The sequence below is a fragment of the Bremerella cremea genome, from assembly GCF_039541315.1.
In the GTDB taxonomy this organism is placed as follows: Bacteria; Planctomycetota; Planctomycetia; order Pirellulales; family Pirellulaceae; genus Bremerella; species Bremerella cremea.
Map to the genome: position 1 here is coordinate 1,251,469 of NZ_BAABFZ010000003.1, position 25,641 is coordinate 1,277,109.

Sequence of the window (25,641 nt, forward strand, 5' to 3'; positions counted from 1 at the left end):
TCGCTACGACGCAGGCCGGGCACTTCTTCGTGCCACGAAATAAGCCACCGGCAAGCCCATCAAGATCGTCAGGATGCTGAGCATCGTCGTCGGCAACTGAGGCTCATCTGCCTGGAGCCCCGATAGGTCTTGCATTACACCGCTGGCCAAAATCCAGGTGACCATCACCAGGTACAAGATGGGTGGCAGGGGATAAAGCGGCATTCGGTAAGGATGTGGCAAGTCGGTCCTTCTTCGCAAGACGAACACACTCGAAACGACCAGGCCAGAGATCACTGCCAGTCCGATGGCGGTGTAATTCAAGATGGAAAGAAAGGGGCCAGACCAGATCATCACGATCGCGGTCAAACCTTGCACCAGGATTGCCGCGACCGGTGTTTGGCGATGGGCATGCAGTTGGGCTGCGAACTTCGGAAAGGCTCCGTCATGCGCCATGGCGAACGCGATCCGTGGCCCCGACAACATGTAAGCACTCACCGAGGCCAACATGCCAAGGCCCAGCAAAATCGAAACCACGTCAGCGACTTGCGTCCCAAAGAGCCTTTGAGCGGCAAGCTGCGCGACGGGGATCACTTCCGGATAACTCAACTGCGTCATCTCGTGAGGATCGAGCGCGTAAACGTAGGTTAAATTCACTAGCAAGTACAACAGCATCACCGAGGCACATCCGGCGATCAGGCTTCGCGGCAGCAAACGCTCGGGATCGCGGACTTCGCCGGCGACGTAAGCAGCGGCGTTCCATCCGGTGTAGGCGTAGCTGACGTAGATCAATCCAACACCCAGCGTGAAGAACTCGCTGGAGTCAGGCAGATGGCTGGCCTGGAAGTGCGACCAGTCGCCACTGCCGAAGGTACAGCCAATGATGACCAAGGCAACGAGAAAGCTGAGCTTCAGCAGCGTCGAAGCGACTTGCATGCCGCTGCTCTCGCGATGCCCCAGGCAATGAACCATCAGCAGAAAGATCACAAACAGCGTCGCCAAGGTTGGTTCGAGGTACTGGGTGAAGCCACCGAAGTCGAATCCCTGAGTCAGCGGAATTGAAAGATAGTTCGCCGCGAGTCTGCCGACAACCGCCGTGGGTGCCGCGAAACCGAGGACAAATGTCGCCCAGCCAACAACGATCCCGGCCGAGCGTCCGAACGCTTCTCGCACGAACAGATAGTCGCTGCCAGCGCGAGGCAACATCGTGGCGAGTTCCGCAATCGTGACGGTGCCACACAAAGCGAGGATGCCGCCGAGCGTCCAGATGAACATCAAGCCGGCCGGGTTAGCAGTATCGTGAAGGGTGAAGCCGGAGGATGTCAGAATCCCGGCCCCAACCATGCTGGCCACGACGAGAAAATAAGCCGCCCAGAAACCGAACTTCCGAGGTTGGTCCGGATGCGAAGTCGAGTCCTCTTCCTGAGGAGGCGGCGCGTCGTTTACCACTTGATTGTTACGCTGTCGTTGACTTTCAGGCCGAGAAACTTCGCCGCACTATCACCAATCAACGAAAGCTCCAGGCAACCACTGTTGCCCAGGATTGCAACGTACGTCATTTCGGGCTGATCGTGATCGGCCGGATAGATACCTAACGTTGTGTGGCCGCTGCATTCAATCGAAGTGCGATCGTCCCCGGGCACGTCCACTAACTGGTCGTGCGTCAGATCGGTAATTGCGTCGCCTGACTCCGATATGGAGACGACTTTTCCGGAGATACGACTCGCCACGACTACAAATTCCTGATGTGGGGAAGAGAGGAATATTGCGAGCGATTCTAGCTATCTTCACTCAATTCGCCAAGCATCTTGTCACGGCTTATGGCGGACAACCTGCCAATCTCCGCTATTCATGCGTGATCTTAACGGGTCCTCCCGCCCCAAACCCATACTTATGGGCCGCATCCCCTTGAACGATCGCCAGCTCCAATTGCCCGGTCGAACCAAACAGGGCCACTAACGAGCCCGGGTCACGATCGCCGTAGGTCGACACCACGCCGGTCACGGATTGCCCCAGCGCATCGATCCGGATCGATCGGAGGTTCCATTCTTCAGGAATGTCTTCGGCGAAGATATTGGTCACCATGTTGCCGAACGAATCAGCGTAGACGAATTGACCATCGATCGTCTGGCCATCGCGTGTGGCCAGGATGTTGGCCGTGGTCACCGGCGAAACCAAGGGCATGGTCAACGCTTCGCCAAGACTCTCAAGCGGAATGCCTCGCACCAGATGTGCGGCAGCCGGAGCCATAATATCGCGACCGTGGAACGTGCTCGAACGACGCGGTCCGAAGTAGACCTCGTTGTTGAGATACACAGCTGCTTTGACCGGATAGCGCGAGGCAACGACATCGAACAAACCATTGTCGGGCCCGATGACCACTTGCCCATGGATGATGGCCGCCACGATCTTGCGATCGGTCCCGACGCCTGGGTCGACCACGCAAACATGCACCGTTCCATCAGGAAACGATTCGATCGCGCGGAGCATCGTCCAACTGGCATGCCGCACATCTTGAGGTGGTACGGCGTGCGTCACGTCGACAATCATGGCTTCACGAGCCACCATGTGCGCGGCCACTTTCATCTCGGCCACGTAGAACGAGTCGCCATGAAAATCGGTCGTCAGAGCAATGATTCCGCCAGGAGCAAACATGATGTGGACTCATCCGCGGGATAGAAGTCGTGGCCCTTGCCAGAGGAAGCCACCTTTCGGGAATTATACCTTATGGTATTTCGCGAGCGACGATCGACCACAACGCCGATCGTCATTGCAGAGAATGCGGTAGATATGCCAGTCGTTTTTCACGACGCTGCTGCCTGGCGAAAAAGAACGAGCCGCTCGCTTGAATGCGACACTCTGCCAAACATACCGCATCGGACGATAAACCCGACGCGGCTTTGATGACCCTTCGAGATCGCAACTAGACACTCTATCAACCAGAATGCCTTGAAACCGGATTACATATCCTTGACCAACTCGATGCACTTGGCACGGAACGTGCCGGGATCGATGTTGGGGTTCTTCTTCTTGGCCTGACCGATCAACGCGCCGACAGCCTTCTGGATTCCGTTCTTCAGGTCTTCGACCGCCTTGGGGTTGGCTTCCAGGACTTCGCGAGCCAGGTCATCGATGGCCGAGTCGTCGACCTTTTCGATACCCATTTCAGCCATGATGGTCGGGGCGTCTTTGTCGCTTTCCAGCATCTGGGTGAAGACGTCTTTGGCACGTGTCGTGTCGATCTCTTTGTTCATGATCGCCTTCAGCAGCGTTGCCAAACGCTCGGCAGTGATCGGGAACTGATCGAACTCAAGGTCGCGTTCCTTCAACACTCGCAGCACGTCCTGCTGCACCCAGTTGCTCGACATCTTGGCGTCACCCGTCTTGAGGGCGAGTGCTTCGTAGTAGTCGACAGCGATCTGACCTTGGTTCACGATCACGTCGGCGTCGTATTCAGGAATGCCGTAGCCATCGTGCAGTCGATCGCGAATCGCCATCGGCAGTTCGCACAAAGCAGTCTGAATCGCTTCGACTTCTTCTGCGGTCGTGGTCACCGGCGCGAGGTCGGGATCGGGGAAATAGCGATAATCGCTCGACTCTTCCTTCTCGCGTTGCGGACGAGTGATCTGAGCGGCATCGTCCCAACCACGCGTCGTCTTGGGAGCATCCTTGATCGTCTTGCCGGTTTCCTGCCACTCGTCGAACTGACGCGTCGCTTCATAAGCGATGGCCCGTTCGACGGCACGGAAGCTGTTCATGTTTTTGATTTCGACGATCGGCGTGGCGACCTTCTTCGGCTCTTCCGACTTGATATGCAAGTTCACGTTCGCGTCGACACGCAGGCTACCTTCCTGCATGTTACAGTCCGAAACCCCGAGGTAAGTCAAAATCAACTTCAGCTCGTTGAGGTACGCCTTCGCTTCCAGCGGCGAACGCATGTCAGGCTGGCTCACGATTTCCAGCAGCGGCGTGCCGGTACGATTCAAGTCGATTCGCGTGTCCGCCTTACCGGCGACTTCATCGTGCATCGACTTGCCGGCATCTTCTTCGAGGTGGGCACGAATGATGCCAACCTTCTTCGGCTCGAACTGCCCCTTCGGATCGCGGATCAGCAGGAAGCCATCTTCCGACATCGGCAGATCGAACTGGCTGATCTGGTAACCCTTAGGAAGGTCGGGATAGTAATAGTTCTTGCGATCCCACTTGGTGAAGCGAGGCACGTTCAAGTTCAGTGCACAGGCAGTCTTCAAAGCCAACTGAAAGGCTTCGCGATTCATCACCGGCAGCGAGCCTGGCATGCCCAAGCAGACGGGACAGGTCTGCGTATTTGGCGAAGCACCAAACGTGGTACTGCAGCGACAGAAGAGCTTGGTCTTCGTCTGCAACTGCACGTGAACTTCCAGCCCAATGATGATGTCGTATTGGTCGCTCATGACTTTTCCTGATCTGCTACCTGATGCTCGATTGCCGAGCCAAGCTTCGTCCGCCCATCCGGGCTCTTCCACTTTTTCGCGTCGTTGGAACTTGATCGCGTCGAACTCTACATCGATGGCGACTTGGAGTGCCAGTCGGTTGCCTTCTGGAACATGTACGCCGCACGCAGCAGTCGATCTTCTTCCAAGGCTGGGGCCTGCATGTGGACGCCGACCGGCAGTCCCTCACTGGTCATCCCGCATGGAACCGAGATGGCCGGAATGCCTGCCAGGTTCGCGGTCACGGTGTACAAGTCTTCCAGGTACATCGCCAGCGGATCGTTGGTCTTCGATCCTGCGGCGAAGGCGGGATTCGGCGCGGTAGGTCCCATGATGATGTCGACCGACTTGAAAGCCTTGTCGTAGTCTTCGCGGATCAAACGACGAACCTTCAAGGCCTTCAGGTAATAGGCTTCGTAGTAACCTGCGCTCAGCGTGTACGTACCGAGCATGATGCGTCGTTTGACTTCAGGACCGAAGCCTTCGGCGCGGCTCTTACGATACATACGGATCAGCGGGGTATCGAGCTTCTTCAACTCCGCTTCTTTGCCGGCGGCTCGCAAGGCGTCTTCTTCCGCCTTCAACTCTTCCAGCATGGTCGCTTCATCGCAGCGATGACCATAGTGGGCACTATCGAAGCGAGCGAGATTACTCGAAGCTTCGCTCGGGGCGATGATGTAATAGGTCGCGATGCCGTACTTGTTATGTGGCAGCGAGATATCGACGACCTTCGCACCCATCGATTCGTAAACGGCGACCGCTTCGCGAACTGCCTTTTCGACTTCGCCGTTGAGTCCTTCGCCGAAGTGTTCTTTCACCAGACCGATTCGCAGGCCTTCCAGCGGCTTGTCGACCGTCTGGGTGAACAGCGGGCAAGGAACATTGGCCGACGTCGAATCGTTCGGGTCGTAACCGCTCATCGCTTCCAGGAACAACGCGGTGTCTTCCGCGGTGCGAGCCATCGGACCAATCTGGTCCAGGCTGCTGGCGAAGGCGATCAAGCCGAATCGGCTAACGCGTCCATAGGTTGGCTTCAAACCGACAACACCGCAGAACGAAGCCGGCTGGCGAATCGAACCACCGGTGTCGGTACCGATCGAAAGTGGAACCATGCGTGCCGCCAGACATGCGGCAGCACCACCTGACGACCCCCCTGGCACGAGGCTGGTATTCCAAGGATTGCGAGTCTTGCCAAGGGCCGAGTTCTCGGTCGACCCCCCCATGGCGAACTCGTCCATGTTGGTCTTGCCGATGATGACGGCGTCGGCTTGCTCCAGCTTCTTGACGACGGTGCTGCTGTAAGGGGGCACGAAGTTCTCGAGCATCTTCGAAGCACAGGTCGTCACTTCCCCTTCGGTGCAGAGGAGATCTTTGACGGCGACCGGCACGCCTGCGAGCATACCGACCGCCTCGCCTGCCTTACGCTTCTTGTCGACTTCTTCCGCCTTGGCCAAAGCCTTGTCGTCCATAACCTTCAAGAAGGCACCGACCTCGCCGTCGTGTTTGCGAATTTGCTCCAGACAGGCCTTGGTGACCTCAACCGAGGTAACTTCGCCCGATTCGAGCTGAGACAACAACTGGGTGGCGGACGCTTCGTACAAAGCCATCGTGCGTTTTGCCTTTTCTATCCGTCAGAGGTGCGAACGAGCCGCGTTTGCAAGTGGATATCACCGGACTATGCCAGTGCCGCATAAGCAGTTAAGTCTGCCAGACGACTATGATGGCGGAATTGGCCCGTGTTGACTAGTCGTCGTTGCGACATAGTTTAAGACGCCGAGGCGTCAAAAGAGCGTAGCAGCAAGGAAGAAGCCTGCGGCGAGAAGGTGACCCGATCGATCAGACGCAGCACCGTAGCGCTACCGATATCGAAGGTCAGATTGATTCGCAAGCAATGGAGACGGCGACTAGTCGCCCAGCACAGCCGGCACGCGGAAGCATTCGCTGTCGCTCTTGGGTGCGTTGGCCAAAGCAGCCTCGCGAGGTAGCGACTGATGCGGTACGTCTTCCGCAAAAACGTTGTACTGCTCGACGGCGTGAGCCATTGGCTCGACGTCGTCCGTGTTTACTTCGTTCAAAAGTTCGACGTAGTTGACGATCTGGCTCATCTGCTCGGTCATCTTCGTTAGTTCGTCTTCCGACAAACGAAGGCGGGCCAGCAGCGAAACCTTCTCAACATCTTCTCGAGTCAACGAGGACATCGAACTTCTCCTGAATGATGCAGTGCCAGAACCCTCTCAGGCGAGAACTGCCTCCCAGCAGGAAGCAGCCGATCTCGAAGCCATCTTGGGGTATGCCTGCTGGATTGTCCAGCAGAGCCGGCAAAGACTAGCGGCCGCGTTCTTCCGAAGGAAGCTTGAAGGGGCGATGACGCACAACCTTCTTCACGTAACCGCTGCGGATGCACTGGGTGCAAACCTTCAGCTTCTTGTGTTCACCATCAGGCATCACAGCCTTGGCGGTCTGCAGGTTCGGTTTGAACTTGCGACGGGTGATACCCGTGATCTTGGTACCGACACCGCCCAGGTACTTCGCCTTACCGCGGAGGGTAACCTTATTTCCCATGCTGTGGCCCTTGCCACAAATTTCACACACGTTGGCCATTGCCAGCGACTCCTAGACGGTCGTCGATTGCTTGATACGAAACGGACCAGTTTACCGATTGACCCCTACTTACGCAAGGCACTGGCCCTGCGAACGGTCAATTTGGTAACTACTTGGGCATAGGGTACTTGCGGCAGACTTCCAGAATTTCTTCCAGCACCAGGCCATTCGTGCCGATGCCGTCACCGCTGTAAATCGTCGATTCTCCGGTCCAACTGGTGAAGGTTCCGCCCGCTTCTTCCATGATCGGCTGCAAAGCAGCAGCGTCCCAGATGCTCATCATCGGATCGATCATGCAGACGGCGCGGCCCGTCGCAACCAGCATATACCCGAAGCAATCGCCCCAAGTCCTGGTGACAAAAGATCTTTCTTCAAGCTCCAAGAAGCCTTGAACGGCGTTTCGCTTGTTGAAAGTACTGACCTGCGAAGTCACCATTACGCCATCTTTCAACGACGCAGTTTTGTTGACTTGAGCCTTCACAGGATCGTGGCCTGGCTTTTCGTACCATGCTCCCTGGCCTTCAGCGGCCGAGATCATTTCGTCCAGACCAGGAATGTAGACCACCCCCAGACGCGATTTGCCATCTTTTTCGACGCCAATCATCGTGCCGAAAAGCGGAACGCCAGCAATGAATGCTTTGGTACCGTCAATCGGGTCGACAATCCAGTTATATCCGGTGGTACCTTCTTCGCTGCCGAATTCCTCGCCGATGATTCCATCGTTGGGGAAGGCTTCTTTAAGCCCTTGGCGGATAATCTTTTCCGCATTCTGGTCAGCGACCGTAACCGGCGACTCGTCCTCTTTCTTTTCGAAAGCCAAGTCGGCACGCTGGAAGTGCTCCAGAGTGCTTTTACCAGCAACACGAGCCAGACGGCGGGCCGTTTCAAGACGCTTTTCGAGATCGGTTTGTGAGGTGCTCATGGACATGAGAATAGAACGGTGTCGCGCGGGGAACAAGCCCCCGCCACGACTTCACCGAACCTTAAACACAATCGCGATCCCTGCAACGCCTTAGGCGTGGTGGGCCCGGCTGGTCGCGTGAGGAGCTCCGACACCGATCGACTCGGTATGAGCCGGTGTCATCGCCACTTCCGCCACGCTCGATTCTTCCTCAACCGTCTCCAAAGCCGGGGCCTGGATCAGGTGAGCAATCTTGATCGATTCCAACTGAGTACGTGCGGTTGCGGTTACATCTTTGAGTGCCTGCTGAAGGTTCACTTGCGTGTGATCTTCAGGAGCAGCTGGCAGAGGCAACTTCGAGTCGAGCGGCCCTTCAATCGCTTCGATCACGTCGAGCAACGAGATTTCGTCTGGCGTGCGGATCAGCATGTATCCACCATCAACGCCCCGCGTGCTACGCAGCACGCCGTGATTAACCAGACTACGGAGAACTTGGAGCAGAAAACGCTCCGGCATTTCGCCCTTGGCAGCAATCTGGCTGCAAGGAACGGGGGTATCCGAGTCGGATACCGCGAGTTGCATGGTCGCCTGCAAAGCATACGCGACGGTTCGAGAAAGTTTCATTCCACTGCCCTCTTGTTAAATGGAACGATCGTAAATTCAAACACACGAATGTCGGCCCTCTGGAACCTATCCCGATTCCAGTCAGCTCGACAAACAACACCTCATTGCATCAAAGTCCAACGATTTAACGCGACGCGAAACGTGTTTTCAGCCTAAACGTGTCGCAGCCTCAGAGAAGCTTAGATCACGTCTTGTTACCAAAGGGGGGAGAAATTGACGAACACAAATCGACTATTTCACCCGCAGTGCAAAACGAGAATTCACAAGCGATATTGCTTACACCCCGAATGCGGTAAAACAAAAGCTACACCCAAAATATGGGGGTTTCAATAGAAATCACTGCGGTAAAGGCCATTTTGCCGGAAATTATTCGACACCTATAGACGAAATGCCCAACAACTGCCCACAAAAGCACTTAGAACGGAGACTGTTAGCCCACTAAAAATTGAAATCTGCGGACTTTTGGTTATTCCGTACCACCCAATCCCCTGGGAACAAGAATATGGGGATGGAAAACTGCCAACTGGGGGCCCACCGGACAAGGGGACCTAAGCTCCGGCTTCAGTAGAATCGGCCGGTTTCGATGTCTCGGGATAGGCGGTCAGAGAGTGCCAGAGCATCAAAGCGGCTCCGCAGACTAGTAGTGCATCGGCGATGTTGAAGTTCGGCCAGACCCACTCGTGGTTGTACTGGAACAGAATAAAGTCGCGAACCGCCGGTTGGCCCCAGATACCGAGACGATCGTACAAGTTGCCGAAGATCCCGCCGGTGATCAGGCCCAGGGCGATCGTCAGCATCAAGTCCTGGGCCGCCTTGAAGGCGAACAACCAGCACAGGATTCCGATCGCAGCGACGACCGAAAAGATGGCGAAGAGCGAGGTATACCCCTGCCCTAGCCCAAAGAGCGCTCCTTGGTTGAGCGATGTCTGAAAGCCGACGTATGGCTCGAGCAGCCAGTAATAGCGATTCTGTCCTGGCATTCCCAGCCAGGCGAACACAGCCGCTTTGCTCCACAAGTCAACGCCACAGCCAACAATGGCCAGCCCGAAGAACCATACATAACGGTTGATCGGAACAGCGGTGGAAGGGCTATCCACGGGCTTCTTGGTCTCGCTCGCTGGCACAGTCGATGCAGTAGTGGGTGAAGGGGATGGCATTGAGTCGCGATTTCTTGATGCGGTGTCCACATTCAACGCAAGCACCATACTCGCCTGATTCGATTCTTGCCAGGGCAGAATCGATTTCGACCAGTGTATCTTGCTCGGCGGCCAACAGGTTCAGCGAGAACTCTTGTTCGTAGTTATCCGAGCCAATATCGGCCATGTGGATCGGCATTTTCGACAGATCGCCGGCCGCTTCGCTGCGTGTTCGATTTAATGCCGATTCGGCCAGATGATTGGTGTCGCCCACCAACCGGGCTCGTAGAAGCCGGAGCTTGTCGTGATATGGTTTCGACTCTTCCGCGGTGTAGGCACCTTTGCCTGCGTGTGTGCTTCCCATGGTGATTCTCTCTGATCCTCAAGCCAGTGAAATCCAGCGACACGTGCCGCGAGGGCAGACTTGCCAGTGTAAAGCTTGGCCGAAGATATGGTCAAACTTTATCCACAACTTTCCCCACCTCTGTGGAAATCACACGCAGCTTCGCCCTACAGGGGATAGCCAACCTCTTGGATCACTTTCTTCACGTCTTTCCATTCCGACTCCGGTGCAAGCGATTGCCACTGCTCTTCGGAAAGTGGCTGGTGCTCGAAGACCTGCTGGACGATCGCGGGTTCGATTTCCACTTCGAAGTTTTCTTCCAACCACCCAGTAAACGCCCCCGCATCCATCATCAGCTGCCCCATCAAGTAATCGGAACCATCTCCGCTCATTGAGTCAGGGAGTTCGATATCGCCCGTTTTCCAGATCGAATCCCCTTTTTCACGCCAGATGAAGAACGTCGTGTGGGCAACACTAAAGGCAGGTTCGTCGAGGGTCGATTGAAAGACCTCTGGAACGCTTTCCAGCAATCCAGCCCACAATTGGGGAGGATCGGTTCGATACGGGCTCATGACCGATTCATGATCAAACCCGACGATACAACATCCCTGGGGTGTAAAGTGGCAGAAAACCTCGTCGCCGGAGCCATTCTTAAAAGCTCCCATCTCCTCTTTCTTGTCCCATTGCGGATGATACTCGAACGTGAAGTCCCCGTACTCAAGGCCGACAACCTGACAGAGCGTGGCCATTTGCTGCAAACGCTGACGAAAGGCGTCGATTTCAGGCAAACCAGAGAGAATTCGAGGCGCGACCATCAGACATGTTCCGAGGAAGATTTGAGGAGACTGAGTGGGATGACGAATGAGCCAGCGATTGCACCAGATAGCTTACCCATCCCCCATTTGAATTGCACTCCTGCGTAATCGACTGCTTCCGAGCGTCATTGATCCTGGTCATCTGCGCGTTTTTACTTGCCCTGATCACGGTTTTTGCCGAAGTTGTCTGATATTTTTCCTTGCGAACCGTTCTTTTCGGAGGACGCTCTACTTCGGTAGAATCGCCAACGTGTTCTAATCTCAAGGAAACACAATCATTCGGGCATACTGCGGCGCGGCGACGCGTCTCCCGTCACCACCGAAACCTCCTGACCCCAAGCAACTGTTAGCGTGACCACCACCTCAGCCGTGTTCCAACGCTGCATCTCGCCCGAGTGCGGCAGTACGTACGACGTTTCCCAAACCCTTGTTGCCTGTCCTGCTTGCGGCGATCTGCTCGATATCGCCTACGACTGGGACCGCGTTGCTCCTCCCAAGACCTGGAAGGACATCGAAGCCAACTGGGCCAAACGCACCAATCCGCTCAACTTCAGCGGTGTGTGGCGTTTTCGTTCGCTCTTCCCTTTCGCCTCGGACGAACAAATCGTCACGCTGGGCGAAGGTCAGACGCTGCTGCAGCAGACCGACCATGTCGGCAAGTTCGTCGGACTCGATTCCGGCAAGCTGCATCTGCAGTACGAAGGGATGAACCCCAGTGGCAGCTTCAAAGACAACGGCATGACCGCTGCGTTCACCCATGCCCGGATGGTGGGTGCCAAGCGTGCTGCCTGTGCGTCAACCGGTAACACCAGCGCTTCGCTGGCCATGTACTGCAGCGTCACTCGCTTGATGAAGGCCGTCATCTTTATCGGCAGCGGCAAGATCTCGTACGGCAAGCTGTCCCAAGCACTCGACTATGGTGCGTTAACCCTACAGATCGCCGGCGACTTCGACGACGCCATGGCCCGCGTGAAAGAAGTCAGCAAGGACATGGGAATCTATCTGGTCAACAGCGTGAATCCTTTCCGCCTGGAAGGCCAGAAGTCGGTCATGTTCCGCGTGCTGGAAGCCTTGCAGTGGGAACCGCCAGATTGGATCGTTGTTCCTGGCGGCAACCTTGGCAACAGCAGTGCCTTCGGCAAGGCCTTCGCCGAACTAAAAGAGCTGGGTCTGATCTCGCGAATTCCACGTCTGGCGGTCATCAATGCCAGTGGTGCCGATACGCTCGATCAGCTGTACAACGTCCACAACGTTCGCTGGAACGACGGTAACTATCCTCGCGACACCATCGGCGAATACTACGCCAAGATGGACGCCGAGCAGCGCAAGGCTTCGACCTTGGCCAGTGCGATTGAAATCAATCGTCCGGTCAACTTGCACAAGTGCTTGCGGGCGTTGAACGACTGCGACGGCGTTGTTCGCCAGGTCTCGGATCAAGAGATCATGGATGCCAAGAGCCAGGTCGGTGGTGGTGGTATGGGCTGCGAACCGGCCAGTGCCGCGAGCGTGGCCGGTGCCAAGATCCTGCGGGAACAAGGGGTCATCGCCCCGAGCGATCGCGTGGTCTGCATCCTGACCGGTCACTTGCTGAAAGACCCGACCGCGACGGTCGCCTATCACACGACCGACCAAGAGAACTTCAATAAAGTGCTCGGCAGTCGAGGTGTCAAACGAGCGACGTTCGCTAACCGCGCCGTGGCCGTGAAGAACGACATGAACGACATCGTCCAGGCCATTCAGCTTTACGGCTAATCTGGGCCGTCAGATCCACACGGGTGCGAGTCCGCTTGATATCTCGCACCCGCCAGGTGGTTGGGCACGGGGCCGTAAATTCGCCCCCAATCCTCGGTTGCCCGGTCTTTTGTAGAATAGTGTTCTGCTTTCCGGTGCGATCGCCTCTGCCGCTCGCACCTCTACCTTTGCATTTTCCGCACGAAAGTAATTCGCCATGGCTACTCGTATCGCCATCAACGGAGCTGCCGGACGCATGGGGCAACGCCTGGTTGCCTTGGGCAGCCAAGATAAGTCGCTCGATATCGTCGCCTGCTTTGAACACGCAGGGCATGCCAAGTTTGGTCAAGATGCCGGTGTCGTGGCAGGCATTGGCGAGTTGGGCGTTCCGCTGCAGGAAGAGACCGACGCTCAGTATTCCGCAATCATTGACTTCTCGGTTCCCGCCGGAGCCCATGCCGCCGTCGAGCGTGCTGTGAATGCCAAGGCAGCCCTGGTAATGGCGACGACCGGTCTGGAAGAAGAACACCAGGCTAAGATTCGCGAAGCCGCCAACGTGATTCCCGTCGTCTGGGCTCCGAGCATGAGCACGACGGTCAACTTGACCATGAAGCTGTGCGAGATCGCCGCGGAAGCCCTGAAAGACATTCCTGGCGGGGCCGATGTCGAAGTCCTGGAACGCCACCATCGCTTTAAGGAAGACAGCCCGAGCGGTACGGCCCTGCGTTTTGGTGAACTGATCGCCGCGAAGATGGGCATTACCGAGTTCGTCCATGGTCGCGAAGGCCGCCCAGGCGCACGCCCTCATAACGAGATCGCCTACCACGCAATCCGCACCGGCGACAACCCAGGCGAACACACCATCATCTTTGGCCTGCTTGGTGAAACGATTGAAATGACCGTTCGCGCCAGCAACCGCGATTGCTATGCGACGGGTGCGCTGCAAGCTGCCAAGTTCGCTGCCGGCAAGCCGGCTGGCCTCTACAACATGAACGACGTATTGGGTCTGTAATGTTCTGCTCGATTGATCGATTCTTCAGCGCGGTGCTTCTGGCGACCGCGCTGTTTGCCGCTCCGGCTTTTGCACAAACGCCTCTGCCACATGCGCACGCTCATAACGACTATTACCACAAGCGTCCCTTGCTCGACGCCTTGGACCACGGCTTTTGCAATGTCGAGGCCGACATCTATCTGGTTCAAGGGCAACTGTTGGTTGGGCACGAACGCTGGGAACTGCGAACCAATCGTTCGCTGGCCTCGCTCTACCTCGACCCGCTCAAAGAACGGATCGCCGCGAACGGAGGCCACGTCTATGAAACTCCGAAGCCCTTTATTCTGATGATCGACATCAAGACGAACGGCGAAGAGGTCTACGCCGCTCTCGAGAAGCTTCTCGCTCAATACGATTTCATCTCGGTAACCGAAGATGGCAAGCATCAAGAGAAAGCCGTGACCGTCGTGATCAGCGGCGCGCGTCCGAAGAAATCGGTCGCCGAGGCCAACCCACGTCACGTCGGGCTCGATGGTCGCTTGTCCGACTTGAACACCAACTGGCCTGCCGAGCTGATGCCGGTAATCAGCGACAAGTGGGGCAGTCACTTCAAGTGGAAAGGCCAAGGCCCGATGCCGGAAGCCGAACAAGCCAAGCTGAAAGAGATCGTCGAGAAAACGCACGCCAAAGGTCGCAAGCTTCGCTTCTGGGGCACCCCGGAAGATCCGAAGTTCTGGGCAGTGCTTCAATCGTCAGGCGTCGACTTGATCGGCACCGACGACCTGGAGAAGCTGAGCGAGTTCTTGAGCAGCAGCGACTCCAGCACGCCAGAGTAGTCGACGGAGTGAACGATGGCGATCATTCACACGCTTGGTGTTGTTTGTGCCTCGAACGCCGCGTTGGCAAGTCAGATCGCTCGACATTACGCTTCGCTGACGATCTCAATCCCAGGGATCGCCGACATCGCTTGCGAAGCATCGATTCATGAAATCGGGAAGCACCATCTGGTCGAGGTCTTCCCGGTTGGCATGGGCGTTGGCCTACCACCAGGGCATTATCCTTCTCGCCCCGAACTGCTTGAGCCAGCGAACGTCGTGGCGATTCGCGAGGCCCTCTATCTTCCGTTGAAAAGCTTCCCTGGCTTTCGCTACGCACGGTTCGATGTCGAAGCGGCCGGTCAGATGATGAGCCAGCTCGAAGGCGAAGAGATCGAAGTCTTGTATCCCCACACGATCTTTCACGTCGACCTGGCGACTCGCTACACGAGCAACCTTGCACCAAACTGTTTATGCAGGAATATCGCCTGGTCGTCACTGGTTGAAATCGACTCATTCCGGTGACCATTGCGCCGCATTTTCACAGAACAGCACGCAAGCTGAGGTAATTGAAACCAGTTTTCGTGCCAATTGTAGTTCCTTTTGCCAGAGAAACGCCTCGGTTTTGGTTTTGCCTCTTAATGGCATAAGGCTTGCACTGCCTCTTTTAGACGGAAACCCAACTTGAGAAGGAGAATAACGATGACCCCACTACCTCAAAAGGCCATCGCCAAGGCAATTCTCAACAACCACGGACAAACGTACGCACACCAGGCTGGCATTCGTTTACGCGATGCCCCTGCCCCGTTGTTTCAACTGCTAAGTGCCTCGGTTTTAATGAGCTCTCCGGTCGAGAATGACAAAGCGCTCCAGGCGACCGCTGCACTCCGAAAGGCAGCCCTCGATACACCGAAAAAGATGGCGGAAGCCTCGCGCGAGACGCGAGCCGAAGTGATCGGCACGCACGGCTACCAGCAGCTCAACCTGCAAGGCTCGAAGCAACTTGGAAAGACCGCCGAGTTTTTGCTGCGGCGATACTATGGCGATCTAAGACAGCTTCGAGCTGAAGCGGGGCACGATGTCGCGATGGAACACCGCTTATTGCGGCAGTTCAATGGCGTCGGCAAAGCAGGCGCGGACATCTTCCTGCGCGAGATCCAAGGACTTTGGCACGAAGTCTATCCCTATGTTGACGCCCGCGTGATGACGGCCGCTCGAAAGCTGAATCTACCAGGCGACGCATTTCGCTTGTCGCGGTTAGTGGCGCGGGTCGACTTCCCGCGGCTCGTCGCCGGGATCGATCGGATTGGCCAGTCCGACCATCCCAATCGACTGATCGCAGAAATGGGATAGGCTTGTCGTCACGGCTTACTTCACCCAGCCAGCGGCGCGGATCCCAGTGCCCTCGACGCCGTTCAGAGAGTCTCCCAGGTCAGCCCGGATCGGTTCTGCCAGCTTCTTCAAGCGAGCGACGACATCCGGATGCTGACCGGCGACGTTCTTGGTTTCGCCTGGATCGCTGCTGAGATCGAATAGGCTCAGATCGATTTCTTCTACACGGCCACCATGGCGACTAGCGATCCCACGGATGCCGCTCTGCGTGATCGATTGGGCCTGATTGTTTCCCCAGTTCGAAGGCTTGCCCCCCTTGCCTGGTTCGCCGGCTGGCGTGATGTAGGGATGGGGGAAGTGCAACTTCCATTTGCCGCTGCGGACTGCCTGAAGTTCAGTACCAGCGTAAAAGAACAACGCTTCATGCGGTGACTTTGCACCCGTTTTCGTCAGAACGTCGGTCACGTCGAGGCCGTCGATCTTTTTCGTTGGCATCTGACCGCCGACAATCCGAGCGAGCGTCGGCAGAAGATCGATCGCCATAATCGGTTGGTCGCAAACCTTGTCCGCTGGGATATGCCCTGGCCAACGCATGATGCACGGAACGCGAACGCCCCCTTCAAACGTCGTCAGCTTTCCTTCGCGAAATGGTCCGGCATCGCCAGCATGTTCGCCATAACTTGGCCACGGTCCGTTATCGCTGAAGAAGATCACGATCGTGTCGTCGGTCAGCTTCAAGCGATCGAGCGTTCGCATCAGCTGCCCCACCGACCAGTCGAGCTCTTCGATCACATCGCCATACAAACCACGTTCGCTGCGTCCACGGAAACTCTCCGACGCAAAGATCGGCACGTGCGGCATGATCTGTGGAAGATACAAGAAGAACGGACGATCTTGATTCCGTTCGATAAACGAAATCGCTTTCTCGGTGATTCGACGCGTGAACAAACTTTGATCCGGGTCGAGCTCGATGACCTTCTCCCCTTCGTACAGTGGAAACGGTGGCATCTCGTCGGCAAGCACCGGGTGGTACTTCGTATTGTCATTCGAGTAAGGCGTGCCGAACCATTCGTCGAAACCGTTGCGTGTCGGCCAGAAATCGAGGACCGTGCCCAGGTGCCACTTCCCCATACCGGCAGTCGCATAGCCAAGATCTTTGAACATCTCAGGCAGCAGGTACTCGTCGGGATGAATCCCGTTCTTACTGGTATGGTTCAAAGCGCCCTGTAGACTGACTCGGTTTGGGTAACAGCCACTCATGAAGGCGGCTCGGCTCGCGGTGCAGACCGGTTGAGCAACATAAAAGCTGGTGAAGCGAGTTCCCTGACCAGCCAGTCTATCGAGGTTCGGCGTGCTGAGGCCTTTCGCTCCCTGGCTGCTCATGTCGGCAAAGCCCATGTCGTCTGGCACGATCAAGATGACATTCGGCAATCGGTCTGGCTTGCCTTCGGCAAAGCTAGAGGCCGCCAACAAACACAGCATCGACAAGGCACAGAAAGAACGCAGCATGGGTAGAGCTCGAGAATGGGGCGAGGAAAAAGCATGGCTTAGTCCCTGGGGCGGGACGGGGAAGGCCCTCATTCTGGAATCTCAGTACCGGTGAGTCAACGAATCGCCCTGTTTTTCAACGGTTCGGCTCGAAATCGAGGGCACCGCGCATGAACAAAGCGGACCGAGCGACTTTTCCTGTCTTCTGCCAGATACCAGGAAAGGTGCTCGAGTCCGCTTGATGCTGATCGAATTGATCGCAGGTCAATCGTCTAGCGACGGCCGCCTGATTGCAGATTCATCTTACGGCGGTCTTCTGCCGACATACCGTTTTGCGGCTTCAGTTCTTCGCCATCCAGTTTGATGTCGAGGTTTGGACTGTTGGCCGCGATATCGACTTCTAGTTTCGACTCCGAGTTGTGCTCTGGTGGCACGAACTGAAACAAGATCGGCTTCGATTCTGGAATCCGTTCGGTTGGCTCGGTCTGGCCGATCACCTTTTCGGCGGTCACCTTCACCAGGCGTTTGCCAGGCGAAGTCATCACCGTGAATTTGCCATTGGAGATCTCGGCGCTGGCAAAATGCCCTTCGCCAATAGGCTGAAATTCGATGTAGCCCTTTTCAATTGGCTCTCCGTTCCAGCTTGCCGTTCCTTGAATCGCCACCTTGCCGTCACCGTTGCAGCCGACGAGGCCCCCGGTAAGCAGCAGGGCCACCAGGCTCAGGCTGCGTAGTGTGGTAGTTGCCATGACTAATGAACTCCGAATTTGATGAGGGGCGTCTGTGGGGTTAGGTGCCGTGTCGATTAGAAGTCCGACAAAACTTCGCCGCCGTTTCGGGTTCCCAGCCCACGCCAGACCGTCAGGTTGACCGTTTCAGGCATGAAGCGGACCGAGCCATCCGACATGGCGACATTCACGCCGCCTGGATGCCAGCTTCGTGGAGCGACCACGTTGGCCCCCCAGTCCCAGTCGGCATGGGCGGTGCACTTGGCACCCAGGTTGCCGCCCAAGTTCAAATGGCAACGATTGGTGCGATCGTTGGCGTCGGCGTTTGGCGTCAGATAGGTCGTGAAACCAGCACCCATCGCAACCTGAGTACGGCCGATGCTGCTCCAGTAATCTTCTTCGGCTGGGGTGATCACTTCCGAAAACAACAGCGTGTTCGAGAGACCATCGGTGGCGTCACGCAGACCGGCCTGCCTCTCAGGAACGAACATGCCAGCCGTACCGGCATAGCCATCGACTTCGTTCCAAGGTGCGATGCCCGAGTTGAAGTTCGCATCGCCATAGCACACCACATAGTTGTGCAACGAGTTCTGCCAGTTGTCGGAACCTTCTTCCTGAATTTTCGAGTCGTCCGAGGGGCACAACATCGAGTCGAGCAGTTGCATACGAGCGTAGCTGCGAACCGAGGCACCGCCGTTGATCTTTTCGTTCAGGTTCAATTCTTCGTACATCGCGTTTTCTTCGATGAACGGCAGAATGAAGCAGTACCACGAGTACGAGTCGCGACCCCAATCCGAGTTGCGGTAGCTTCCGCCTGGCAATTTGCCGTAGGTGTCGTGATGGTTGTGCATCGCCAAGGCGAGTTGTTTTTGCTGATTGGTGCACTGCATACGACGAGCTGCCTCACGTGCTTGCTGCACCGCGGGAAGCAACAATGCGATCAACACGCCAATGATGGCGATGACCACTAACAGTTCGACCAGAGTGAAACCGCGACGCGAAACACGTCGATTCCAGGTTTTTGTGGAGGCGCACATGGGATTGAACCTTTTGGATAAGAGGAGGCTGAATCACGTCCAAGATTTATGAGGCGCTTAGTACGTGATTCATAAGGTCCGCTTATGCAGACCTCGATACGACAGGGAAGTTAAAAACGATACGGATAAGTCGTCAGATCGCATTGCGGGAATCAAGACAAGATAAGATCAACGACAAGGAGGCTGTCTTGCCGATTAAGTCTCGCTTACCGCGCCAAGCGATTTCTGAAGAATATCACCGGTTGCGGCAAAACCCAATGAAACATTATTCATACAGTCCTTACTAATTTACATGTACATCCATAAGGCCTTTTGTTAAAAAGCTAAGAGTAGCCGCCCGATTCCCCCAATGCTGGGTTGGCCATCCACTTGCCGCTCTCCACTCTTCTGGGGAAGAATGCGTCTTTCTTCTCCACTACCTCCGACCTTTCTCGCTTCAACGGAAAACTGCCCCCATGGCTCGCCCCTTCCTTGCCTGGCTGCTGGTTGTTGTTTTTGCTCCAACGCTGTACGCGGCCGATCGACCCAACGTGTTATTTATTGCCGTCGACGACCTTCGACCGGAACTGGGTTGTTACGGGAAGTCGCATATGGTGACCCCCAATATCGACCGTTTAGCCGGTCAGGGAACACTCTTCGAGCGGGCTTATTGCATGGTCCCGACCTGCGGAGCCTCACGAGCAGCCCTTTTGACCAGCATTCGTCCGGCGCGAGATCGCTTCATCACGCACCTTGCTTCGGCCGAGGAAGAAGTGCCGAACATCACTACGCTGAACACTTGGTTCAAAGACGCGGGCTACCACACCGTTTCTAACGGCAAGATCTTCCATCACCCGCAAGACAACGAGCATGGCTGGTCCGAAAAGCCCTGGCGTCCCAAGGGTCCGACCTTCAAGCTGAAAGAAAGCATCGCCGCGACGAAGACCACCACCAAAGGTTATGGTCCTCCGGTTGAAGCAGCCGATGTTCCGGACGACTTCTATCGCGATGGCAAGCTGGCTCGCAAGTCGATCGAAGACTTGCAGCGTTTGAAAGAGCAAGACAAGCCATTCTTCCTGGCGGTTGGTTTCTTCAAGCCCCATCTGCCGTTCGTCGCGCCACAGAAATACTGGGACTTGTACGATGCCGAGAAGATCGATCTTCCGGAAACATACCATCGTCCTAAGAATGCGCCTGATGCTGCGATTCACAGCTCAGGCGAGTTGCGCGCTTACGCCGGAATCCCTAAGAAAGGACCCGTCAGCGACGAAACCGCCAAGAGCATGATCCATGGTTACTACGCGTGCGTCAGCTATACCGATGCCAACATCGGACGGCTGCTGGACGAACTCGACCGTTTGGAACTGTCCGACAACACCATCGTGGTGTTGTGGGGCGATCATGGCTGGAACCTGGGCGAGCATACGTTGTGGTGCAAACATTCCTGCTTTGAAACTTCGATGCACGCTCCGCTGATCGTGAAGGTGCCCGGTAAGTACGCCGGCCAAAAGACGGCGGCCCTGACCGAGTTCATCGACATCTACCCTTCGCTGTGCGAATTGTGCGGACTCGATACCCCACAACATTGCCAGGGAACCAGCTTCGTTCCGCTGCTGAAAGATCCCACCGCGGCCGGCAAGCCGTTTGCGATTGGCCGGTTCCTGGCAGGCGACACCATCCGCACCGTCGGCTATCGCTACACCGAGTACTCGACCCAGCAGAACGGCGTACACGCAACGATGCTGTACGACGAGAAGAGCGATCCGGCGGAAGACAACAACATCGTTAAGCAAGCCAAACTAAGCTCGCAGGTCGATCAGCTTTCCGAGCAATTGCAGAAGAATATGGGCAAACCCACCAAGCCTTAGAACTCGGGCCCCTCGCTAGAGGTTGCTTCCGATTGGCAGCAACCTCTAGCCTAGCCCTGCACTTTGGGGAGAGTCAAAAATCTCGCTTTTTCTACGAACCGCAACCCCTGAAATTCCATCAGGTTTCTTCCGGTCGTAACGGTTTGCTGGCCATTTTGGGATGTTAATCACCGTAATCACTCTGCTGCGCACATCCGGCAGGCCTCAATCGTTCTAAGGTTTGAGAAACCCGCGATAACACGCCGTATGCGGCGACAAGACTCCGATACTCTCACTGCGAAAACGCTACACCATGTTTGGTTTGATCTCGACACGCCTTCACTCTTGGCTTCATAAATCGGAACACGAGGCAAAAGCACGTCAAGCTGCGCAGCAGTTGCACGAGGCACGAGCGATTGTCGATGCACTGCACCGCTCGAATGCGGTGATTGAATTCAATCTGGATGGCTCAATCATCACAGCGAACGAGTTGTTCTTGCAGACGATGGGATACTCGCTGCCTGAGATCGTCGGCAAGCACCATCGGATGTTCGTGACGCCAGAGTATGCGGTCAGCGAAGAGTATCGGCAATTCTGGGATAAGCTGCGGACCGGAGCCGACTTTCCCGGACGCTTTCTTCGGGTGGCCAAAGATGGTTCGGAAGTCTATATCCAGGCGAGTTACAATCCGGTCTACGATATCAACGGCAACCTCTGCAAGATCGTCAAGTTCGCCACTGACGTCACCCAGCAGGTTGAAGCCCACCAAAAGGCAACTCGTCTGCAAAACATGCTGGAGAGACTGCCGCTGAACATCATGTTCGCGGACCTCGACATGGTGATCCGCTACGTCAATCCCGCGTCGCGTCAGACCTTCCAGAAGATCGCTCACTTGCTACCGGCTAAGCCCGACAATATCGTTGGTTCTCCGCTGAGTATCTTCCATACCAACCCCCAGGTTCAACACAACATTCTCAGCGATCCTGGCAACTTGCCGTTGACCACCCAGTTCCGTCTCGGCCCGGAGATGATTCGCCTGAACGTGAGCGCTATCTACGATGCCGACGGAAAGTACATTGGCCCGATGGCGTGCTGGGAAATCGAAACCGAAAAGACCGAAATTCGCGGTCGCGTGAATAGCCTGGCCGAAGTCGGCAATTCGGTCGCGACCAGCGTCAGCGAAATGGCGATCGCCATGGACGAAATTGGCCTGCGAATCACTCGCAACGCGGAACTGGCCGAAGACACGAATCACCAGGTTTCCGATGCCGGATCATGGATCCGACAACTCTCAGAATCGAGCCAGGAGATTGGCGGCATCATCGGCACCATTCAAGAGTTGGCCGAACAAACCAATCTGCTCGCCTTGAACGCCACCATCGAGTCGGCCCGGGCTGGCGAAGCAGGTCGCGGGTTCGCGGTCGTCGCCAACGAAGTGAAGTCGCTCGCCAACAGCACCTCGGACGCGACCAAGAACATCGCTGAACGTATCAATAGCATTCGTGACAACATCAATCGGGTGGTCGACACGAACACGCATATCACTGGTTCGATTTCGGAAGTGAATCAGAACAGCAACACGATCGCCGCCGCAGTGGAAGAGCAAAACGCGATCGTCCAAGGCATGAAACAAACGGCTGACGAACTGGTGATGCTGGCGGACGAACTCAAGAAACTGTAACCGGGACCGCGAACCACCCCGAACCTCTTCCCCCCACCTCCGGTCTGGTACATTCAAACAGAATGGTCACCAGCAGGAAGGGAGGGAAGTTCGATGGAATTGGCTGAAGTACTCGACGCTCTGCGTCCACTTGCCGCGAACTCTTCTCTTCCAATGCACGAAGTATTGGAAGGACTCTGCCTGGAGTTCACCGACGCGTGCGACATCTTTGTGGTGGATCAGCGGCGGATTGAATCACTGCGTCAACGTACGCCCGCTACTGCTGCTCGGCATCTTGTCGCTCAGTTCCAGAAACTCGACCAGCAACGTTCTGCCGTCCTGCATGGCTTGCGCCATTGGTGCCATGCAATGGAGATGACGGTCGAGCCCAGCCTGACCGGAATCTGGCAGGTCGATCGTAACGGCGGCATGTCCACGATCGACGTTGGCCATTGTCTAACGCGGCTTCTGCAACGCCAATCATCAGCAGAAGCCCTTCAGTCGCTCGCCCAGGGGCTGCACTTCGAGAAGCTCAGTCGATCGGAAGCGAAGCGTTTGATCGAGATTCCTGAGGCACCGCACCAAACGCCCGTTCGCAAGAGGTCAGACGCAGAAACGATTTCGCACTGGTCGGCTCAGTTCGAGCCACTCTTCACCGAGAGCTACGCCAAGCGAATGGCCCGGTATCGTCGAAAGAATCCGTGGTTCGATTTGTGTGAGCGGCTGCGCGAACGCCTGGGCAACGAGAACGTCGGCCCCGAGATCTGCAGCAAGAAGCCGGTCCTCTGGATCGAGTTTCGCGATGGCTTCGATCAACTGAGGTTTCATTACGGCGGCCACTATTGGAAGCGGCTGTTGAATCGCTACGGCTCGCTGGAAGGAATCGAGGAGCAGATCGTCCACCAGTTCAACCGGCTTGATGCAGCACGAACGCAAACGATTGAAACACTGGAAACGTTGCTGGCAGAATTAGGCTGCCAGAAAGATCGGTTTCATTGGAATCGATCTGGATGGTGGTATGGCACCACGCACCAGCAGTTCCACTTCGATCCAGGGACGAGCCTGACGCGGCGGCTTTATCGCCACGCACCGGTCGAGTTTCTGAATCGTTGGTTTCAGGAGCAAGGGCTCGACGACGAGATCACGCCTTCCAAGATCGAAGCCGCTATGGCTCAGCCGAAGCAAACGATCGGTGAGCGGATGTTGCCACCACAACCGTTTGAAAAGGGACCACAGCTCGACGAGTTGGACGCCTTGGATTTCGAGGCAATCGATCGCATCGCGGCGCACTACATCGAAGCATTTCGCCAAGAGGCCCAATTGGAAAAGGTGCGGCGTCCGCTGTTCACGCTTCCACCGATGAGCTTCTGGGAACTGCCGCAGTGGTATGCACGGGGACGTGACACGTGGGTTGACGACGCGTGGTGGATCAATCAGGCCCGGACGCACTGGCACCGCTGGGAAGCCGAGTCCAAACGTCGCAAACGCCAGCCTCCTTTGGATCAGATGGTCGCGTTCATCTTGCTGGCCTACGGTGACGACAAACCGCGGGAAGCATTGGCCGACTACTACCCGGAAGGAAGCTTCTATCATCCGGAAGCGATCGACGATGGTTTGTCGTGGGCGATGGAAGGGGAACTCCCTTGGTCGATGTTCGACTACGACGAAAGTATCTTTCCGGTTCAACTCGGCAAGCTTCCCCCTGTCTTGGCACGTAAACGGGTCACGGAGTTCCGCGAAGAAAAACGTCAGGCGGAACCACGAGAGTTGTTCGACGAAGATGGTCCGTTGCGTCTGATCGCTGCTCTCGATTTTGTTTCCGCGCATGAGTGGATGACGCCCAACGAGATCACCGCGGTTCACCAGATTTGTCTGCAGTGGGCAACGGCGACCGACGACATGACTCGCTTCTGGTTTCATGCTCCGCTGCAAATCGCGGCGAACTTTGGTTGGCGTGACGTAGTGGAACGCCTGGCTCAAAATCCTTCGGTCGCCACCTCGCTGACGACCGGCGAACTGGGGCGTTGGTATCAGGCCGACTTCGTCTTGTGGGGAAGCCTCGTTTTGCCAGGGAGCTATATCGCTCGCTGGTCGGCGCGGCTGTTGCAACTGGATGAAGAAGCGGAAGCGGCCGTCGAGGTGCAGCGGATCCAAAAGGATCTGTTCCGAGGCAGCAACCGGAAGCTGTTTCCTAATCCGGAAGAAACCTTGCAGACGCTGATGGAAGGGCAAACGCGCGGGCAACGTCAACAGAAGCTGGCCGCAGCGGTCGCCTGGCATCGGTGCCGCGAAGCAGGCCTCCGTTAAACCGGTCTCCCAGACGACGGGCTTCCCCCAAAAGCGACGTTTTCCTTTATACTGACCTGTGATGGGGCGTGGTACGTTCCCAGCAGTCGAGCCTGTTTCCCTGCGAATTTCTATGGCGAAGTGTGACGAAGGCTATCTGTGCGATGTGTGCGGAAAGCCGGTTGAACGTTTGTTCGAGAGCGACTTGTATCTGCGATACGTGATCGGCATGCTCGATCCCGAGGTGCTGCATACCACGCCGGAACGCCATGTGAAATGCAATCCCGCGTTGGCCCAGTTTGTCGTACACGAGAAGTTCGCTCCGGTCGAATGTGCTGGTGACTTCGACAAACGGAATCTCGACGCCAGCTTCGTGCAGCAGCGCGAAACTCTGGTGACGCGTGGCTACGAACGGCTACGCGAACTGGCTCGACTCGACCTGCCGATCGTCGACTACCCGCTGCCCGAATTCCGCGGCAAGTACGTGCGATAAGCTCTCTCTTTACCGATCTCCCTGATAAAGACCTCCTGGAATGAAATACTTCTTCTACGATCAAGAAACCCAAGAAGGCATCGATGCGGACGACGCCGCTGAAGGCACCGAAGTGGAAATCGTCGCGGCTTGGAACGCGTTAACGCCCACCCCTGGCTCGTTTCTCGGAATCTTCGAGACCGACGACAAGCCGACCCTACAGTTCATGTGGGAAGAAGAAGAGGATGGTTTCGACAAGCCTTGGCTCGACATTCCGGTTCCCGATCGCCAAGGCTCTTATCGCAAGATCGTCACGCGGGAAGAGGCAGCCCAACTGCTGAAGCAAACGATCGAGGGATCCGATCCGACGAAGATCCCTGGTTTAGATTTTGAAGCCTGGTAGC

Annotated in this window: 25 protein-coding genes; 10 read left to right on the forward strand and 15 right to left on the reverse strand. The window is 56.3% G+C overall.

Annotation, left to right across the window (positions count from 1 at the left end; genetic code table 11):
• Window positions 1-3 precede the first annotated feature (3 nt).
• The 12 genes from ABD890_RS07365 to ABD890_RS07420 all read right to left on the reverse strand — a co-directional run bounded on the left by ABD890_RS07365 (window position 4) and on the right by ABD890_RS07420 (window position 10,871).
• Entirely contained in the window at window positions 4-1,428 is a 1,425-nt protein-coding gene (locus ABD890_RS07365) for an APC family permease (protein WP_345087392.1), read from the reverse strand.
• Window positions 1,422-1,709, reverse strand: coding sequence for an adenosylmethionine-8-amino-7-oxononanoate aminotransferase (locus ABD890_RS07370; RefSeq protein WP_345087394.1), 288 nt, complete (start codon window positions 1,707-1,709; stop codon window positions 1,422-1,424). The genes ABD890_RS07365 and ABD890_RS07370 overlap by 7 nt, the downstream gene beginning before the upstream one ends.
• A gap of 115 nt (window positions 1,710-1,824) precedes the next feature.
• Entirely contained in the window at window positions 1,825-2,634 is an 810-nt protein-coding gene (locus tag ABD890_RS07375) for an SAM hydrolase/SAM-dependent halogenase family protein (RefSeq protein ID WP_345087396.1), read from the reverse strand.
• 305 nt (window positions 2,635-2,939) lie between these two features.
• A complete protein-coding gene (gene gatB, locus ABD890_RS07380) occupies window positions 2,940-4,412 on the reverse strand; it encodes an Asp-tRNA(Asn)/Glu-tRNA(Gln) amidotransferase subunit GatB (protein ID WP_345087398.1) in 1,473 nt (490 codons plus the stop codon).
• Window positions 4,413-4,519: 107 nt separating this feature from the next.
• A complete protein-coding gene (gene gatA / locus ABD890_RS07385; protein WP_345087400.1) occupies window positions 4,520-6,058 on the reverse strand; it encodes an Asp-tRNA(Asn)/Glu-tRNA(Gln) amidotransferase subunit GatA in 1,539 nt (512 codons plus the stop codon).
• Between the two features lie 297 nt (window positions 6,059-6,355).
• Window positions 6,356-6,649: an Asp-tRNA(Asn)/Glu-tRNA(Gln) amidotransferase subunit GatC gene (gene gatC, locus ABD890_RS07390; protein WP_345087402.1), complete on the reverse strand. Its 294-nt coding sequence runs from the start codon at window positions 6,647-6,649 to the stop codon at window positions 6,356-6,358.
• Between the two features lie 127 nt (window positions 6,650-6,776).
• Window positions 6,777-7,052 carry a 50S ribosomal protein L28 gene (gene rpmB / locus ABD890_RS07395; protein ID WP_105329255.1) on the reverse strand — a complete coding sequence of 92 codons (276 nt, stop codon included), beginning with the start codon at window positions 7,050-7,052 and terminating at the stop codon, window positions 6,777-6,779.
• 109 nt (window positions 7,053-7,161) lie between these two features.
• Window positions 7,162-7,980, reverse strand: coding sequence for a histidinol-phosphatase (gene hisN, locus ABD890_RS07400; RefSeq protein WP_345087406.1), 819 nt, complete (start codon window positions 7,978-7,980; stop codon window positions 7,162-7,164).
• 84 nt (window positions 7,981-8,064) lie between these two features.
• The gene (locus ABD890_RS07405) at window positions 8,065-8,577 is read right to left on the reverse strand and encodes an RrF2 family transcriptional regulator (protein WP_345087408.1); all 513 of its coding nucleotides are present in this window, start codon (window positions 8,575-8,577) and stop codon (window positions 8,065-8,067) included.
• A 548-nt stretch (window positions 8,578-9,125) separates the two neighbouring features.
• Window positions 9,126-9,674 carry a signal peptidase II gene (locus ABD890_RS07410; RefSeq protein WP_345087410.1) on the reverse strand — a complete coding sequence of 183 codons (549 nt, stop codon included), beginning with the start codon at window positions 9,672-9,674 and terminating at the stop codon, window positions 9,126-9,128.
• Entirely contained in the window at window positions 9,667-10,077 is a 411-nt protein-coding gene (locus ABD890_RS07415) for a TraR/DksA family transcriptional regulator (RefSeq protein ID WP_345087412.1), read from the reverse strand. The genes ABD890_RS07410 and ABD890_RS07415 overlap by 8 nt, the downstream gene beginning before the upstream one ends.
• Before the next feature lie 146 nt (window positions 10,078-10,223).
• Entirely contained in the window at window positions 10,224-10,871 is a 648-nt protein-coding gene (locus tag ABD890_RS07420) for a hypothetical protein (protein WP_345087415.1), read from the reverse strand.
• A gap of 351 nt (window positions 10,872-11,222) precedes the next feature.
• Here ABD890_RS07420 and thrC point away from each other — a divergent pair, with 351 nt between their 5' ends.
• The 5 genes from thrC to ABD890_RS07445 all read left to right on the forward strand — a co-directional run bounded on the left by thrC (window position 11,223) and on the right by ABD890_RS07445 (window position 15,761).
• Complete coding sequence (gene thrC, locus ABD890_RS07425) at window positions 11,223-12,623, forward strand: threonine synthase (RefSeq protein WP_345087417.1); 1,401 nt, start codon at window positions 11,223-11,225, stop codon at window positions 12,621-12,623.
• A 196-nt stretch (window positions 12,624-12,819) separates the two neighbouring features.
• On the forward strand, window positions 12,820-13,614 hold the full coding sequence (gene dapB / locus ABD890_RS07430; protein WP_345087419.1) for a 4-hydroxy-tetrahydrodipicolinate reductase: 795 nt from the start codon (window positions 12,820-12,822) through the stop codon (window positions 13,612-13,614).
• Window positions 13,614-14,429: a phosphatidylinositol-specific phospholipase C/glycerophosphodiester phosphodiesterase family protein gene (locus ABD890_RS07435; RefSeq protein WP_345087420.1), complete on the forward strand. Its 816-nt coding sequence runs from the start codon at window positions 13,614-13,616 to the stop codon at window positions 14,427-14,429. The genes dapB and ABD890_RS07435 overlap by 1 nt, the downstream gene beginning before the upstream one ends.
• Before the next feature lie 15 nt (window positions 14,430-14,444).
• Entirely contained in the window at window positions 14,445-14,933 is a 489-nt protein-coding gene (locus ABD890_RS07440; protein WP_345087422.1) for a hypothetical protein, read from the forward strand.
• 177 nt (window positions 14,934-15,110) lie between these two features.
• Window positions 15,111-15,761 (forward strand): HhH-GDP family DNA glycosylase, encoded by a 651-nt coding sequence (locus ABD890_RS07445; RefSeq protein ID WP_345087424.1) that lies wholly within the window; start codon window positions 15,111-15,113, stop codon window positions 15,759-15,761.
• Window positions 15,762-15,776: 15 nt separating this feature from the next.
• On the opposite strand, the gene ABD890_RS07450 is transcribed toward ABD890_RS07445, so the two are convergent.
• The 3 genes from ABD890_RS07450 to ABD890_RS07460 form a co-directional block, all read right to left on the reverse strand.
• Window positions 15,777-17,249 carry a sulfatase-like hydrolase/transferase gene (locus ABD890_RS07450; RefSeq protein ID WP_345087426.1) on the reverse strand — a complete coding sequence of 491 codons (1,473 nt, stop codon included), beginning with the start codon at window positions 17,247-17,249 and terminating at the stop codon, window positions 15,777-15,779.
• Between the two features lie 251 nt (window positions 17,250-17,500).
• Window positions 17,501-17,977 (reverse strand): hypothetical protein, encoded by a 477-nt coding sequence (locus ABD890_RS07455; RefSeq protein WP_345087428.1) that lies wholly within the window; start codon window positions 17,975-17,977, stop codon window positions 17,501-17,503.
• Window positions 17,978-18,033: 56 nt separating this feature from the next.
• Entirely contained in the window at window positions 18,034-18,993 is a 960-nt protein-coding gene (locus ABD890_RS07460; RefSeq protein ID WP_345087430.1) for a DUF1559 family PulG-like putative transporter, read from the reverse strand.
• 455 nt (window positions 18,994-19,448) lie between these two features.
• On the opposite strand from ABD890_RS07460, the gene ABD890_RS07465 reads away from it, so the two are divergent.
• From ABD890_RS07465 to ABD890_RS07485, 5 genes are all read left to right on the forward strand, one after another.
• Window positions 19,449-20,840 (forward strand): sulfatase, encoded by a 1,392-nt coding sequence (locus ABD890_RS07465; protein ID WP_345087432.1) that lies wholly within the window; start codon window positions 19,449-19,451, stop codon window positions 20,838-20,840.
• A gap of 292 nt (window positions 20,841-21,132) precedes the next feature.
• Complete coding sequence (locus ABD890_RS07470) at window positions 21,133-22,500, forward strand: methyl-accepting chemotaxis protein (RefSeq protein ID WP_345087434.1); 1,368 nt, start codon at window positions 21,133-21,135, stop codon at window positions 22,498-22,500.
• A gap of 93 nt (window positions 22,501-22,593) precedes the next feature.
• Window positions 22,594-24,786, forward strand: a complete 2,193-nt coding sequence (locus ABD890_RS07475; RefSeq protein WP_345087436.1) for a hypothetical protein — start codon at window positions 22,594-22,596, stop codon at window positions 24,784-24,786.
• Between the two features lie 112 nt (window positions 24,787-24,898).
• Window positions 24,899-25,258 carry a hypothetical protein gene (locus tag ABD890_RS07480; RefSeq protein ID WP_345087438.1) on the forward strand — a complete coding sequence of 120 codons (360 nt, stop codon included), beginning with the start codon at window positions 24,899-24,901 and terminating at the stop codon, window positions 25,256-25,258.
• A gap of 40 nt (window positions 25,259-25,298) precedes the next feature.
• Window positions 25,299-25,640 (forward strand): hypothetical protein, encoded by a 342-nt coding sequence (locus tag ABD890_RS07485; RefSeq protein WP_345087440.1) that lies wholly within the window; start codon window positions 25,299-25,301, stop codon window positions 25,638-25,640.
• Window position 25,641 lies beyond the last annotated feature (1 nt).